Annotated in this window: 10 protein-coding genes; 4 read left to right on the top strand and 6 right to left on the bottom strand. The window is 63.9% G+C overall.

From position 1 onward, the window contains the following. Nucleotides 1–52 precede the first annotated feature (52 nt). The gene (locus MUN46_RS09155) at nucleotides 53–1,453 is read left to right on the top strand and encodes an ISNCY family transposase (protein WP_285230533.1); all 1,401 of its coding nucleotides are present in this window, start codon (nucleotides 53–55) and stop codon (nucleotides 1,451–1,453) included. 407 nt (nucleotides 1,454–1,860) lie between these two features. Here MUN46_RS09155 and MUN46_RS09160 read toward each other — a convergent pair whose 3' ends face one another. Then, on the bottom strand, nucleotides 1,861–3,174 hold the full coding sequence (locus MUN46_RS09160) for an FAD-dependent oxidoreductase (protein WP_285230630.1): 1,314 nt from the start codon (nucleotides 3,172–3,174) through the stop codon (nucleotides 1,861–1,863). A gap of 277 nt (nucleotides 3,175–3,451) precedes the next feature. On the opposite strand from MUN46_RS09160, the gene MUN46_RS09165 reads away from it, so the two are divergent. Beyond that, a complete protein-coding gene (locus MUN46_RS09165; protein WP_281069904.1) occupies nucleotides 3,452–4,363 on the top strand; it encodes a LysR family transcriptional regulator in 912 nt (303 codons plus the stop codon). A 111-nt stretch (nucleotides 4,364–4,474) separates the two neighbouring features. Here MUN46_RS09165 and MUN46_RS09170 read toward each other — a convergent pair whose 3' ends face one another. From MUN46_RS09170 to dcuC, 3 genes are read right to left on the bottom strand one after another with little or no spacing between them, the layout of a single operon-like run. Beyond that, complete coding sequence (locus MUN46_RS09170; RefSeq protein ID WP_243377711.1) at nucleotides 4,475–5,599, bottom strand: porin; 1,125 nt, start codon at nucleotides 5,597–5,599, stop codon at nucleotides 4,475–4,477. 50 nt (nucleotides 5,600–5,649) lie between these two features. Then, complete coding sequence (locus MUN46_RS09175; protein WP_243377712.1) at nucleotides 5,650–7,482, bottom strand: M3 family metallopeptidase; 1,833 nt, start codon at nucleotides 7,480–7,482, stop codon at nucleotides 5,650–5,652. Between the two features lie 21 nt (nucleotides 7,483–7,503). Beyond that, the gene (gene dcuC, locus MUN46_RS09180) at nucleotides 7,504–8,895 is read right to left on the bottom strand and encodes a C4-dicarboxylate transporter DcuC (protein ID WP_243377713.1); all 1,392 of its coding nucleotides are present in this window, start codon (nucleotides 8,893–8,895) and stop codon (nucleotides 7,504–7,506) included. A 315-nt stretch (nucleotides 8,896–9,210) separates the two neighbouring features. On the opposite strand from dcuC, the gene MUN46_RS09185 reads away from it, so the two are divergent. Next, nucleotides 9,211–11,013 carry a hypothetical protein gene (locus MUN46_RS09185; protein ID WP_243377714.1) on the top strand — a complete coding sequence of 601 codons (1,803 nt, stop codon included), beginning with the start codon at nucleotides 9,211–9,213 and terminating at the stop codon, nucleotides 11,011–11,013. Between the two features lie 124 nt (nucleotides 11,014–11,137). Continuing rightward, entirely contained in the window at nucleotides 11,138–12,319 is a 1,182-nt protein-coding gene (locus MUN46_RS09190; RefSeq protein ID WP_243377716.1) for an MFS transporter, read from the top strand. Nucleotides 12,320–12,355: 36 nt separating this feature from the next. Here MUN46_RS09190 and MUN46_RS09195 read toward each other — a convergent pair whose 3' ends face one another. Together MUN46_RS09195 and MUN46_RS09200 are read right to left on the bottom strand one after the other, a co-directional pair. Next, nucleotides 12,356–12,940: a TetR/AcrR family transcriptional regulator gene (locus tag MUN46_RS09195; protein ID WP_243377717.1), complete on the bottom strand. Its 585-nt coding sequence runs from the start codon at nucleotides 12,938–12,940 to the stop codon at nucleotides 12,356–12,358. A gap of 214 nt (nucleotides 12,941–13,154) precedes the next feature. Then, a complete protein-coding gene (locus tag MUN46_RS09200) occupies nucleotides 13,155–14,276 on the bottom strand; it encodes a porin (protein ID WP_285230599.1) in 1,122 nt (373 codons plus the stop codon). Nucleotides 14,277–14,364: the final 88 nt, after the last annotated feature.

Here is a 14,364-nt window from a genome sequence, read left to right on the forward strand (position 1 = left end):
AGCGATTTTGTCACACAATCACTTCAGAGAGCCTGTTTTTTAGGAGTCGCACATGAAAAACTCGCTTCCTGAAAGAGCCCCGAAGTCCCAGACCGGCACAGAGGAGATTTTCGAACAGGTCGCCTACGGCCTGCTCTCGGTGCCGGAGGCAGCCAAAGCGATGAAGCTGAGCATTCGCCAGTTCTATCGCAGGCTGGCCGCCTGGAAAAGGGGCGAAGCCGCAGATCCGCCCCATGGCAACAAAGGGCGGCCCCCGAGCAACCGCCTGCCAGACGATATTCGTTTAAAAATCATAGAACTGGCAGTTACAAAATATCAGGATTTCCCTCCGACGCTCCTGACTCAGTACCTTGTGAAAAACGAAGGGATCAAAGTGTCGAAGGAAACTGTTCGAAAGATTCTGAGAGAACTCAGCCCTCAGGCCTCAGAGCAGGGGCTCAGAAGAGCCGGTCATTTTCTGAGGCGCAGAAGGTCAAGGTTCGGCGAGCTGGTTCAGATCGACGGCAGCCCGCACAGATGGTTCGGCCCCGGTCAGAAAGAGTGCTCATTAATCGCGTTCATTGACGATGCGACCGGCAGAATCGCCGCTGCCGGGTTCTTTCCCTCGGAGACCGCGGCGGGCTATATGACCGTGCTGCTCCAATACATCAGGGCGCACGGAATCCCCCTTGCGCTATACAGCGATCGGCACGGCACTTTCCGCGCGTTGGCTCAGGGCCGGTCCAAAAATGTAGAGGGCACACAGTTTCAGAGAGTCTGCGACAAGCTTCAGATCGAGCAGATATTCGCTCAGAGCCCGCAGGCAAAAGGCCGGATAGAACGCCTGTTCAAGACGCTGCAGGGGCGCTGGCCGCATGAGTTCAGGGTCATGGGAATCGAAGACATGGCCACCGCCAATCAGCGCATGGACGAACTGATCAGGGATTTCAATCAGCGGTTTGGAATCGACCCAAGAGAACCCCTGAGCGCAAACTGTGCGGTGGCTGAAGAAAGTATGCCCGAGATTGAACGCATATGCGCCTGGTGGCACGAACGCGTTCTGAGCAAATCTCTGAGCGTCTCCTTCGGGGGGTCGATCCTGCAGCTCAAGAATGCGAGCGCTCGGAAGTTTGAGCTGATGGGCAAGAAAGTCAGCGTCATCGAGTACCCGGATGGCCGTGCGCCGGAAATGGTCTACCGGGATGCACGGGGCAAAGAACATCTGCTCTGCTTTGAAGCCCGGAAAAGAAAAACGCTCGAGCGCACGGAATACCTTGAGTCATCGAAGACCATAGACGCATGCCTGGATCGAATCATTGAGAAGGAAGATTTGCGACCCAACGGCTTCGTCATGAAGCTGGAATGCGAAATGGCTGAAGCGAAGCAACGGCAGGCCCAGAGAAAAGAGCGTGACCAAAAGGCCCGTGAACTCGAAGAAAAGCTGAAGCAGCGGAAAAACAGATCTGGCAAATAATGAAATCAACACAGGCTCTCAGAAGATCTTTTTTCCCAACCTGCCCACAGCCCGCACGGGCTTCAGCCCATTTGAGGCGAGCGCCCGACAGAGCGTGGGCAGGGTGTTCTCCATGAAGACGATAAAGGGCCCCAGGGGGCTCTCAATTTCTGTCTTTGGCGGAGAATTTTTGGTGTCATAATCGCTTTGCTAGGGTGTGACATAGTCCCGTTGTGCTGGCATGTGACATTTTCCCTTTGCTCTAACACAATGGATAGATATAACAAAAATGAGGCCCCGGGGGCAGCGGGTCTCTCTATTAGATAGGCACAGACTAAAAGCGCCCCTTCCGGAAGAACCGGAAGGGGCGCTCGGGTCCGGCCGGGGAGAGAGTCCGAGCTGGGCCCGCGTCCTACTTCTGGGGGCGATCAGAGCCTTTTGGCGGCCTGCGCCGCGCTCTGGCCCGCGACGCGGCCGTAGGTGAAGATGTCGGCCATGGCGTTGCCGCCCACGCGGTTCGTGCCGTGCACGACGCCGGTCACCTCACCCGCGGCCCACAGGCCCGGAATCACGCGGCCCTCGCGGTCGATCACCTCGGCGTTCGTGTTGATCACGACGCCGCCCATGGTGTGGTGGCGCTTCATCGTCACCTCGCCCGCGTAGAACGGAGCCTTGATGATCTTGTGCGAGAGCATGCGCGGAGCGCGCCCGAACGGATCCTTCTTCGTGTCGACCGCGCGGTTGTAGACGTCGATCGTGTCGCGGAGCACCCTGGGATCGACCTTGATCTTCGAGGCGAGCTCTTCGATCGTGTTGCCGACATAAAGCGTGCCCGCCTTTCTCGCGGCCTCGTTCTCCGGCCCCTTCGAGTTCTTCTGCAGCTCGAACCCGTCGGCGTCGACGATCGTCCAGGCGAGCATCTTCGGCTGCGCGAGCATCGCGTCGCGCAGCACGTCGCGGCGGGCGTCCTCGTGGATGAAGCGGCGGCCTTCGATGTTGGTGAAGACGAAGCGGTCGACGTGCGTGAAGAGGTTGGGATAGGGCTTTCCGCCCGGCAGTCCTCCCGGGATGCACTGGATGTAGTCGAGGCACGTGGTCTCGGCCCCGAGGTTGATGAGGTCGGTGAGCACTTCGCCGGTCGCTCCCGGCTGGTTCGTGGTCCCGAGCTTTTCAAGCCTCGGGTCGTGGATGCCGCAGAGCCTCGCGTTCGCGGCGAAACCCCCGGAGCAGACCACGACGCCCGCCCGCGCCCGGATGGTGCGCGTGCCCTCGGGCCCCGAGACCCTCACGCCCAGCACCCGGCCTGAGAAGGGCTTCTCGCGGATCACGTCCTCCACCTTCGTGCTGAGGTGAACGGGAATCCCCTCCTTTTCGCACACGGCGTAGAGCGCCTGGATGTAGGCCGAGCCGCGGGGGCCGAGCGGGTTTCTCGCGCGCGGGTAGATGCCGCCGTAGATCTGGTAGATGTGATCCTGGAACTTCACGCCGTGGTCCTTGAGCCACTGGACGCTTTCCGGGGCGAGATGCGTGAGCTTCTCCACGATCGCCGGGTTGCCGCGGTAGTCGCCCGCCGCGAGGGTCTGCTTCGCGTGCAGCTCGGGCGAGTCCTTGATGCCCGCCTTCTCGTAGTCGGCCTTAATCGCCGCGTTGAAGCCCCCGCCCGCGCGCACCGTGTTGCCGCCCGGGAAGGCCATCTTCTCAACGATCTCGACGTCCTTCACGCCGGCCTCCTTCGCGGTGATCGCGGCCTAGAGCCCCGCCCCGCCCGCGCCGATCACGAGAACGTCAACTGTTTTATCCCAGCGAGCAGGAACTCTAAAGGGATCTTCCATAGCCCAGGCCGGAACGGCACCGACGAGGCCCGCAACTCCGAGTCCAGAAACAAATCTGCGTCTTGTCAAAGGCATTTTCTTCTCTCCTCGATTTCGTAACGACAAAACGGGAGTATTGTGCCTTTCGTAAACAATAAATACAATTGATATTTTTTTATTAATTAATGAATGTTTTTCATAGACAAAAATGAAACCTCTGTCTGATGTCAACCTAGAGTTGCTGCGAGTGTTCAGGAAAACTGCGCAAGTTGGCAGCATGACGGAGGCCGCCCGGCACTTATTCATCACGCAAAGCGCGGTCTCGCACGCCGTGGCTGATCTGGAGGCCTTCACGGGCTGCCGTCTTTTCCTGCGCGCACACAGGCGGCTCACCCTCACGGCGGAAGGCCGCGCGGTACTCGAGACGGCTGAGTCCATTTTCTCTGCACTGGAGGGAGGCGAGGAAAAGTTGAAGGTGCTAAGAGCGCAGAAAACAGGACTGCTGCGAATCGGGTGCCCCTTTCTCATCTTGCAGACGATACTTACCCCGCAGCTTGCTCGCTTTCACCGCAGGCACCCGGAGGTCGAGGTGCGACTCACGATTGAAAACCGGATGCAGCCGATGCTGGAACTCCTTCGTTCTAACCGCATCGACCTGCTATTTCTGGCCACGCCCGCGCCCGCCCTCCTCGATCCGCAGCTTGTCGAGCACTGCCTCGGTTACTACCGCTACGGCTTTTTTGCGAGCCGCGAAAATTTCGGAGCTCTCGAGGGTCGGGTCCTTTCGCTCAAAGAGCTGAGCGAGCTGCCCGTGGTGATTCTCAGGCCCGGGAACAACACGCGCGACTGCTTGGAAAAGAAATTCGCTGAAGCCGGACTGCGGCTACGAGTAAGCGTTGAAACGGACACCATGGCCTTCACGAAGGAGTACACCCGAGCGGGCTTTGGAATCGGAGCGGGGCTCATTCCCGAACCGCCTCTGCGGATTGAGGACGAGCCGGATCTGTTCAGACTACAGGTAGATCCGCCCCTGCCCTCGGGGCGCTATGTCGCGCTTTTCCGAAATGACCTGGAGCTGCCGCAAACGGCAGAGGTTTTTCTCGCTCAGTTCCAGGCCTGATCCCCAGAAAGAATTGCGCCCTCCCCTTAGGGCGGGCGCACCAAAAGCACTGCGCAGGCGAGGGCTGCCCTGCCCCCTTGCTTCACCCGCGTTTAGCCCTGAGCTCAGGGCTTAGAAGTGGTAGTCAAGCCCCATAAAGACCTGCGTAGCCTCTAGGCTATAGCCACCCTTCTTCCTCGCGAGCTTTTCGGCCTCGCCCGAAGTGAAGGACTGAGTGGCTGCGACGTAGCCGATCACCTTCTTGCTGAACCAGTACTCCCAGGCCGCCGCGAGTACGGTGCGGTCGAAGTCGACGTCATGGTCGCGAGCGAGCTTGCCGGTAAAGTACTGAGCATCGGCGATGAACTTGTTCTTGCCCATCGTGTAGGTCGCGCCAAGGAGGAAGCTCTCGCCGTTGAAGCCGCCGTTCGCCACCGAGCTCTTCACGCCCGAGAGGTTGGAGGCGGAGAGTTTGCCGCCGGTCGAGAAGTTCGACTGGTAGCCCGCGCCGGCGAAAATCTTAAGCGATGGCGTGGCCGCCCACCAGCCGCCCAGCTGATACATGCGCGCATCGGGCTTGCGGCCGTTCGCGGCGTGCAGCGAATCGACGTTTGCGAAGGTGAGCGAGAGATAGAGGTCCTTCGACTGGTAGTTGCCGGCCAGGGCGAAGGTGTGGTTCTTGTCGTTCCACTCGACCGCGTCATTGTCGGCGTCGCCCAGCGAGTAGGAGGCCCCGAGCCTGAAGCCGCCCAAGGAGGGTGAACGGTAGTGCAGACCGTTGCTCACGCGCGAGGTGTTCGCGAAGGTCGAGCCGATCGAGGCGTTGCCGTAGGACGTCCCGAACGGGTCGTAGCGCAGCAGGCCCATCGAGTAGGGGGCCACGGTGGACTGCACGGTGCCCGCGCGTCCAGCGCCCAGCTCGCCGTAGGGGCCGTCCACGGCGAGGATCGAGCGGCGGTCGAAGAGCTTGCCGTTCGTCGTGCTCGCGCCGGTATCGATGTAGTAGCCCGCCTCGAGGTAGCCCTTCACCTTCCAGCCGTTTCCGATGTCCTCGCTGATGTTGAAGCCCCAGCGCGGGGTGGAGCGGCCGTTTTTCATCTCCAGGGTGTCGTCGCCGCCCTTCACATGGGTGTAGACGAGGCCCGTGTCCGCACGGCCGTACATCTCGACCTTCGCCTCGGCCTGAGCCGCCTGGGGGATCGTCAGGGCGGCCGCCGTGACGGCGGCAAGCGCCGCAGTGAGTTTTGACAGTTTCATTTACTCTCCTTCCTGTCTTCGTTTTGAGTCAAAAACGCGCAGCCATGCCGTCACCCGGCACGCCTGCCCTCTGGTTCCGCCGCCGGGGTCCCTGCGGGCGGCGCGTACTGCCTGAATGCCGAGAGCGCCTCGTCGAGCCCCTTCATCGCGATCTGCCAGAAGGCCGGATCCGAGCAGTCGGCCCCGAAATGAGCGCGCACAAGCGCGTCGACCGTCATGCGGCCGGTGTCGCGGAGCATCCGGACATAGAAGGGATAGAAGTCCGCTCCCATGCTCTTCCACTTCTGCAACAGGATCTGCGAGAGGAGGAACCCCACGGTGTAGGGATAGTTGTAGATGAGCTGATCGGTCTTGTAGTAATGCAGCTTGTAGGCCCAGAGGCTCACGTCGGGCAGCGCGCAGTCTCCGTACCAGCGCTTCCAGGCCCCGGCCATCAGCTCGCGGCAGCGCCCGGCGCTCACCTCGCCCTCCTTGCGCTCGCGCAGGAACGCGAGCTCGAAGCTGCAACGCGCGGGCACGTTCATCATAAAGTTCGCCCAGCTCTTCAAGTCCTGCCAGAGCATCGCAAAGCGCCCGTCGAAATCGGAGCGGCGGAAGAGGAAGTCGCGCACCACTGCCTCGTCGAAGGTGCTTGCCATCTCGGTGAGCGTCATGGGGAACTCTGTCTGCACCGCGGGCAGGTCCCGCATCACCCAGTAGTGGAAGGCGTGCCCCATCTCGTGGGACTGCTGGATCACGGAGGCGAGGCTGCCCTGATAGGTCGAGAAGACCCGCGGCATCCGAAACTCCTCGAAGCGCGAGTAGAAGGCTCCCCCGATCTTGCGGTCCGAGGGCTTCGCGTCCACCCAGCGCTTTTCTCTCATCATCCGGAAGAACGCCTCGATCTCCGGGCTCACGCCGCGGAGCGCCTCGCAGACCGTCTCAAAGCCCTCCGGGTAGGGAATCGGGGGCGGCAGGGCCCGGGCGCGTCCCTGCGGGGCGGGGGCCATGAGATCCCAGAAGGGCAGCGTCTGCCGCCCGAGCCACGGGGCCCGGAGCGTGACGCAGCTGCGAATCTCGGGCAGGCGTCCGCGGATCGCCTCGAACATCGCCTCAAACCCTTCGCGGGAGAGCCGGTTCTGGTGCAGGGAGACCTCAAGCGGGCTGACGCCCGCCTGGCCGAAGAATTCGAGCCTGAAGCCGTGCAGGGCGTTAAGGAGCTTCGCATAGGCCTCGCCCCTTGCTTCGTAGTGCCGCTCGATCCCCCGGCCCGTGGTCTCGCGCAGCACCGGATCGGGGTCCCCCTTGAGGATCGCGATCATGCGGGCCGCGCGGACCGTGACCGGGGTGCCGTCCGAGCGGCGGGCTTCGATCGCCACTTCCTTCTGCAACCGCTTGAAACAGCCCCCGAGGGGCTTGAACTCCGAGGCCTCGCGCCGCTCCTCCTCGGCCCGCACCGGCGCGGAGAGCCGGTGCTTCCAGTTCCCCGCGCGGCGGGAAATCTCAAAGCGCCAGTGCGCGAGGGGCTCGCGCTCCCAGAGGGGATCCTCCGGCGCGAGGGCCTCGATCGAGGCGAAAAGCGGAGCGGAGGCCCCGGCAAGCGCCGCCTCGGCCTGGGCGAGCGCGGCGTTTTCCGGATCGATCCGCACGTCGGTCGAATCCTTCGCCCCAAGGCACTTCACGAAGGCCTTAAGGGAAGAGAGCCGCATGTGCGCCTCCTCGTAGAGGGCGAGAGCGGAAAGGAGCGCCCCGCCCGCGGGGCGGCCCGCGGCGGAAAGCTCGTCCGTGAGCTCCCTGACCCGCCGGGCGGACGCCTTCCAGCGCTCCGATCCGATGTCGCCGTAGGCGTCCTCCATCTGCCACTCGGGAGCCTGCAGCGCGTTTTCTTCAACAGCCTCAGCCATGATTCGTTTCTCCCTCCCGGCTTAAAGCGTAAACAGGAAGACGATGATCTGGTGCGCCACCAGCGCCACGATGCAGGGCACCGAGGCGCGCTTCACGAGCTCAAGGGGATTCATCTTGAGCATCGCGGAGATCGCGACCACCACGCCCGCGACCGGGGAGAGAGGCCTGGCGATGGTCGAGGCCTGGTGCATCGGCAGCACGAGGGCTACCGGGTTCACGCCCATGTCCTTCGCGATCTTGGGCACCATCTCGACGATCGGGTAGAAGGAAGCGCCGTTGCTGCCCGCGATGATCGCAACCGCAGTCGTGATGAGCACGAAGAGGATCGACATCCCGAGCGCGCCGAAGCCCGCGGTGTTCGCAAGCCCCACGATCGCGTCGAGCATCCCGAGCGACTTGAAGCCCTGGGCAAAGACGCCCGCCGCGATCACGAGCGAGACCACACCCGACATCGAACGGCCCATCGCCTGGAGGAACACCTTGCAGCCCGCGCCGATCTTCTCAAAGTTGAACTTCCAGCGGAAGGTCTCGATCACCATGCTCACGATCACGCAGAGGAACATGAGCGTGATGATGTCGAGCTTGATGCTGCTCACCACATAGGGCGAGAAGACCACGACGAGAATCATCGGCAGGAACGGCAGCACCGCGTAGAACTTCGGGGCGTTGCCCGAGGGCTTTTTCACCTCCTCGTCGAAGACGAGCGTATCGCCCCGATGCTCGGCGCAGTTCCAGCCTTCCTTTCGGTCAAGGTAGCGCTGCCAGAAGAAGTGCGTGACCGCCATGATCGCGATCACGGGCAGCCCTGCCGGGATCTTGTAGAAGAAGACGTAGTCGAGGATCGGTATCGAGCAGGCCTTGGAGGCCGCGGCGGTCGATCCCCCGATCAGCACGAGCGAGACCGCGCTCGAGGTGACGAAGATCGCGCCGATCGCCTTTTTGTTGAGCCCGATCGCGGCGAGCGCCGGTCCCATGAGCGCCATGCACAGCACTCCGAGTCCCACCGCGGAGGTGATCACCATGGAGACGGCCTTGCCCAGCAAGAATCCCACCATAAGCACGATGTACGGGTTCTTGAAGAGCGAGAGCGGGCGGATCGCGATCCGCACGAACGCATCGTTCGCGCCGATGTGCGTCATGTAGGAGGCGAAGCCCACCATCGTCATGATGAGCAGTCCCAGGCTCGAGAGCCGGTTGGAGAACATGTACCGGATGAACTCCACCACGTCCAGAAGGTCGCTGCCGGTTGGCGCGGCCCCCTTTTTAGGCAGGAACGTCCCGATGTCGAACACCGCGGCGCAAAGCAGCATGAAAGCGCCGCTTGCAAAGAGCACGAGCGGGGCGTACTTGCCCTTCAAAATGGCCCAGCCCACGACAATGAGCGTGGCGCAGCCGATCAAAATGCCCAGCATGATTTCCCCTTTTGGAAGAAGACATCATCAATCCTAGGAAACGGCCTCCCCCTGCGGAAGAACCCGGGGGGTTATTGGCCTGCCGATAGGATTTAACCCTTAGATCTTTTCCCTAGAGCGATCCCGTTTTCCCGCTCGTGGTGCGTAAGGAGAAGAAACATAGCGCAAGAGAATAAGGGTTATCTCCATGATCATTAAGTATTAACACCTATAATGCTTTGCCTTCTCTCCCTCGGTCGGGCCGCGGTGCGACAATTTTCCGGTCATACGGATGGCCGCAGAGCGGGTGGAAACCCTCTGCAAGGGAGCTCAAGCATGGAAAGAGGCGGTGCGAAGGCGCTTCCCGGCTGGGACAAGGACGGGATTTTCGACGTTGCGGGGAGGCAGTTCCGCGCGGGCAAGGAGCGGCTCGCGGCGCTGCTCACGATGGCCGAGGCGCTCGAGGCGGCCCCGGGCGGAGGACCGACGCTCACCGAGCTGGCGCGGGTGACGGACGAGGCGCGAAGCCTTGCCTGGACGCTGCTCACCGCCACGCGCGGCGCGCTCAGCATCTCCTCCTCCGACGTCCTCGCCTCGGCCGAGCGGCGTGAGGTGCTGCGGCTCTCGGGCCGGGTCGAGCGCGCGGCGCTCCGGCTCCGCGGAAAGCTCCTCGCCCTGCCCCCGGACACGCCCGAGCTCGCGGAGCCGGCGCTCTCTGCCCAGATGAGCCCCTTTGCCCTGCCCGATCCCTTTTACGGGGAGAAGGAGTCGCTGCGCGAGCGGGTCTACGAGCCGCTCTCGCTCCTATACCGGCAGCTTCGCAGCCGGATGCTGCTCACGCTCGACCCCGAAGCCCCGGGCGAGGCTCCCCGGCGCTTCAGCTTTTCACAGGCGATCTCGATTCTCAAGAACTCGGACGATCCGAGGCTGCGCCGGGCGGTCTTCTGCTCGATGAACGCCTGGATCGCCGAGCGGGGCGAGCTCTTCGCGGACCTGCAGAACGCGGTGGAGGGCTGCCGAGAGGAGGCGCAGTCGAGGGCCCGCCTCACGAGCTTCGGCTACACCTTCAGCTCCGAGAGGATCGACCCCGGGACCTACGCGGCGCTTTTTTCCGCGATCCGGAAGTCGCTGCCGGAGCTGCGACTCGCGGTCTCGGCCCGCGCCCCGGTCTTCGGGCGCGGCAGGCTCCACGCCAGTCTCCTTTTCGCGCCGCCTCCCGCGGGCTACGCGGGCGAGGACTTCTCGCGCGGTCCCGAAAGCATCATGACGATGCAGGGGCTGCTGCTCACGATCCGCCGGGCGCTCACCCCAGCGATCCCTTTTTTCGACCAGTTCGTGGCCGACGAGCTGCGAGGGCACTGGATCGAGGCGCGGCGCTTTTCGAACCGCACGGGCGGGGGCTGGTGCGACAACCTCCCATCGCTGCGGGCGGTGGCGGTCTTCGCAGACGTTTCGCCGGGGATGCCCTCGGCCTTCTGGCTCTCGCACCTTCTTGGAGTGGCGGGCCTGCACCGGCTGCTGCTGCAGGCCCCGGCGCCCTTGAGGCACGTGCCGCTCACCGTGGTCGAAACCGCGGGGATGCTTGCCGTCACCGCCCTTGAGCAGTACTTCTACCGAAGGTTCGAGGGCGGAGCCTCGGAGCGCGCCGCGCTCTGGTTTTCGATGATGACGATCACCAACGAGCTCATCACGATTCCCTTTCGTCACGAGCTCGCGGTCCGAATCCAAGCCGAGCAGTCGCGCCGAAGACTCGCCGCCCGGGACTTCAACCGCCTCACCTCGGAGGTCTGGGGCGAGTACTTCGGGGACACCACCGAGAGCCTCGACGAGTACATCTGGGCCTACAAGCACCACTTCTACCAGATGCGCCCCTTCTACGACTTCCAGTACAGCTTCGGGTTCCTCGCCGCGCGGCAGCTGCTTGCGCACTTCGAGTCGGGCAGGGGCGGGGATCACCTGATCGAGCGCTTCTTCCTCGCCCTCTCCCGCGGCACCTGGGAGGAAGCCTGCGCGAAGGTCCTGGGCGAGGACATCCGCCGCCCCGCCTTCTGGGAGGAGGCGATCGGGATGGCAATCGCGCCGCTGCGAAGGCTTGAAGCCTCCCCGCAGCTTCTCGCGCACTTCCAGGGCAGGCTCTAGGGAGGAGAAAAAGGGGCCGGGCCTCCCAAAGGCTCCGCCCCGCAGAGCCCTGCCTCCCCCTGCGGCCTCCAGTCCCGGGCCGAAGATTTAAGATGGGATTTTCCGGTCACGCGCCTTTTTTCCCATGCTGAGACTTCCTCCTTCATGGCTGGTCTTTTCCGCCTCGGCCGCCGCGCCCTTCTGCGATGCCTTCGCGATCGCGGCCACGGGGCTCATGCTGCTTGACCTGCGGCCCGAGCCCGGGTTCGCGGGCGGCATTGCGGCCGCCTACATGCTGGGGGCGCTGCTCGGAAGCGCTCTCTTCGGGGCGCTCTCCGACCGCCTGGGGCGCAGGCCCCTCATGCGCTTTGCCTCGGCCGCCGCGCTTCTCACGCTTTTCGCGCTTTCCTCGCTCTCGCCGCTGGAACTGCCGGGCGACGCGGGGCTCGCGCTCGCGGGCCGCTTCCTGCTCGGCTTCTTCTTAGGAGGCGACTATCCGGCCGCCCAGGCGTTCCTCTCCGAAGAGCTCGAGGGGCGGGCCCGGGAGCGGGGCCTGTCGCTTCTCATGGGCGCGTGGTACTCGGGGGCCCTGGCCGCCGTGGCCGCAGGCACGCTCTTTGTCCCGCACGCGGGCTGGTCGGGCTGGACGCTGCTGCCCGCGCCCCTTATCGCCGCGGCGCTTGCGATCCGGCTTTTCATGCCGGAGTCGAGCGGCTGGAGCGCGCAGCGCACCGAGCACGGCACTTCGAGCCTGCGCGACTTCACGCGTGAGGACTGGAGAAAGCTCGCCTTCGTGAGCGGGTTCTGGCTCTGCCAGATCGTGCCTTCGACCGCCCTTTTCTTCTTTGGGCCCGAGATCCTCGAAGCAGCGGGACTCGCGGGACTGCCGCTGCCGCCCCTGCTCGCGCTCCTTTACCTGTCGATCCTGATCGGGACGCTGCCCGCGCCCGCCCTCCTGCCTCGCGCGAGCCGCAGGGCGCTCCTTGCCTCAACCTTCGCCCTCATGGCCGCGGGCCTGGCCGCGATGGCCTCGCCCGAGCCGGTCCCGACGCTGCTGGGGTTCGTGCTTTTCTCGTTCTCCTACGGGCTGCAGAGCGTGCTCGACTACGTCTATCCCGCGGAACTCTTCAGGAGCGCGATCCGCGGCAGCGCCATCGGCTGCATCACGACGCTCACCCGAATCGGAGCCGCTGCGACGGCCTGGCTCTACCCGATCGGAGCCGCCCGGACAGGCACGGAGGCGATGCTGCTGGCAGGCAGCGCAATCTGCGCGGCGGGGATTCTCTTTTCGCTTCGGTTCGCGCCGCGCGGCGCTCCCCGGCTCTAAAGCGCCAGGCGTCCAGCCCGCCCTTTTCTCTGCCCTTCAGGAGTCCTTGCGGGCCGCGGCGCTTGGGCAGAGCTCCCCGGTGAGGAACGAGAGGATCTCCTGCTTCTGCTCTTCGGAGAAGACGTCAAGACCGAACTTGTGCACGAAAAAGAGGCCTTCAAGCGCCATCACGGCGGTGAGCACCCGGGGCTGCCTTTCCTTCGGGAAGGCCTCGGCCCGGCGCGCAACCTCCGCGTACCACTCGCGCACCGGGCGCACGAGCTCCGGGTCCTTCACCTGCTGGGAGAGCAGATGGACGCCGAGCTGCGCCCAGCCGTGGCTCGAGCGGTCGAAGTCCCGGAACCAGTCCGCGTAGGCGGGCACGAGCGTATCCTCGGGGCCTCCGATGTAGTTGTCCTCATGGCTTTTGAGGCCGCTTCTCAGGTGCTCGGCGTAGTCTTCAAGCAGTGCCCGGTTGAGCTCCCGCTTGCTTTTGAAGTGGTAGGTCACCGCCCCCTTCGACATGTGGGCCACCTGCGCGAGGTGATCCATGCTGAGCGCGTCGACGCCCTCCTTCTGGACAATGAATCGGGCCGCCTCGAGGATCGCCTCCCGGGTGTGCAGAGCTTTTTTTGTTGCCATTCGTTCGTCCCCTGTTGTTTTTTTTTCAGGTGGCCTGAAGCCTCATCAGGGACCCCGGAAAGGGCGGAGATCCCGCCCCCGATTCTAGCGCGGGCGCCCCGCTCCCTTTTCCCCGTCCGATGCTCCCCGCGGGGGCCCGAAGCCCGCAGAGCAAAAAGCGCGAGCCCCTCCGGCTTTGCCTGCCGGGAGGGCTCGCAGACAAGCCCCCAGGCCTTTAGAACCAGTGCGTGACGCCTACGGTCGTCACGACCCGGTTCGTTTCGGTCGTGTTGGTGTCAAGCAGCCCCGTGCCCTTCGCGTAGGAGACGACGCCGTAGCCCATCGTGCGCTTGCTGAAGTAGTAGTGCACGCCGAGCGACCCCACGTAGCGCTTGTAGTCGTCCTCATCGCCCTTCACGGCGCCCTTGTTCTTGCCCGTGAGGAACTGGAACTGCCCGAGAAAGCTCGCGGCTCCAACGCTGTAGCGGCCGCCCAGGAAGAAGGCATGTCCCTCGAGCCCGCGGCCGCTGCCGTCATAGACCACCTTGTAGTCGTCGTCCCAGGTCGAGTCGGTGAAGCGGTTCTGGTTCTTGTAATAGTTGTAGCCCGCAAACAGCGTCACCGGGCCCGCGTTCGGGGTCCAGGCGCCGGCAAGCTTCGCCGACCACCTCGTCTTGTTCGGGTCGGTGTCCCGGTAGTCGTGGCCGATGAAGTCGGCCTCAACCCCGGCGATCACCCGCGCATTCTTTCCGTCCCAGCGCGCGTAGATGTTCCCGAAGTGGCTGTCGCGGGCCATCCCGTTCGTCTCTTTGTCGGACGTGCTACCCGTGAACGAATACTGGCCGCCGAACTCAAAGCCGTTCATCTTCGGGGAGACGTAGTAGAGGGTGTTGCTGTTGAGCCTCCAGACGTTCACCTGCGTGCCCTGCAGCCCCGCGTCGTAGTACCCGGTCTCGAAGGGCTCAAAGTCCCAGTAGCGGGAAAGGGACGAAGAGCCCGAGGTGAAGGCCCCGACCCGGCCCGCGCCGATCCGGCCCCAGGAGCCCTTCACATAGATCTGGGACTCGCGGTTGAAGATGCTGCCGCTTTTGCCCTGCGCGCCCGTATCGCTTGCGAAGCCCGACTCCAGAATGAAGCCCACGCTGGAGGAGCCGATTTTCTCCTCGCCCTTCACGCCCCAGCGCGAGCCCGCGTAGTTGCCGGAGTTCATCTCGAGCGTGTCAACGCCGCGGTTTGAGACGTGGGTGTACTGCAGGCCCGTGTCGACGACCCCGTACATCGTGATGGAAGGGGCGGCTGCGGCCGCCCCGGACAGGGCCACGGCGGCAAGCGCTGCGGCGAGCTTCATGGGTTTCATTTTTTTGCGAGTCCTTTGAATGGAAAAGACGATAAGGGACAGGGCGGCCGGGCCTAGCCCTCAAGGGGAGAAACCCGGCCGCCCTGCA

The organism is Mesosutterella faecium (assembly GCF_022809315.2).
GTDB lineage: Bacteria > Pseudomonadota > Gammaproteobacteria > Burkholderiales > Burkholderiaceae_F > Mesosutterella > Mesosutterella faecium.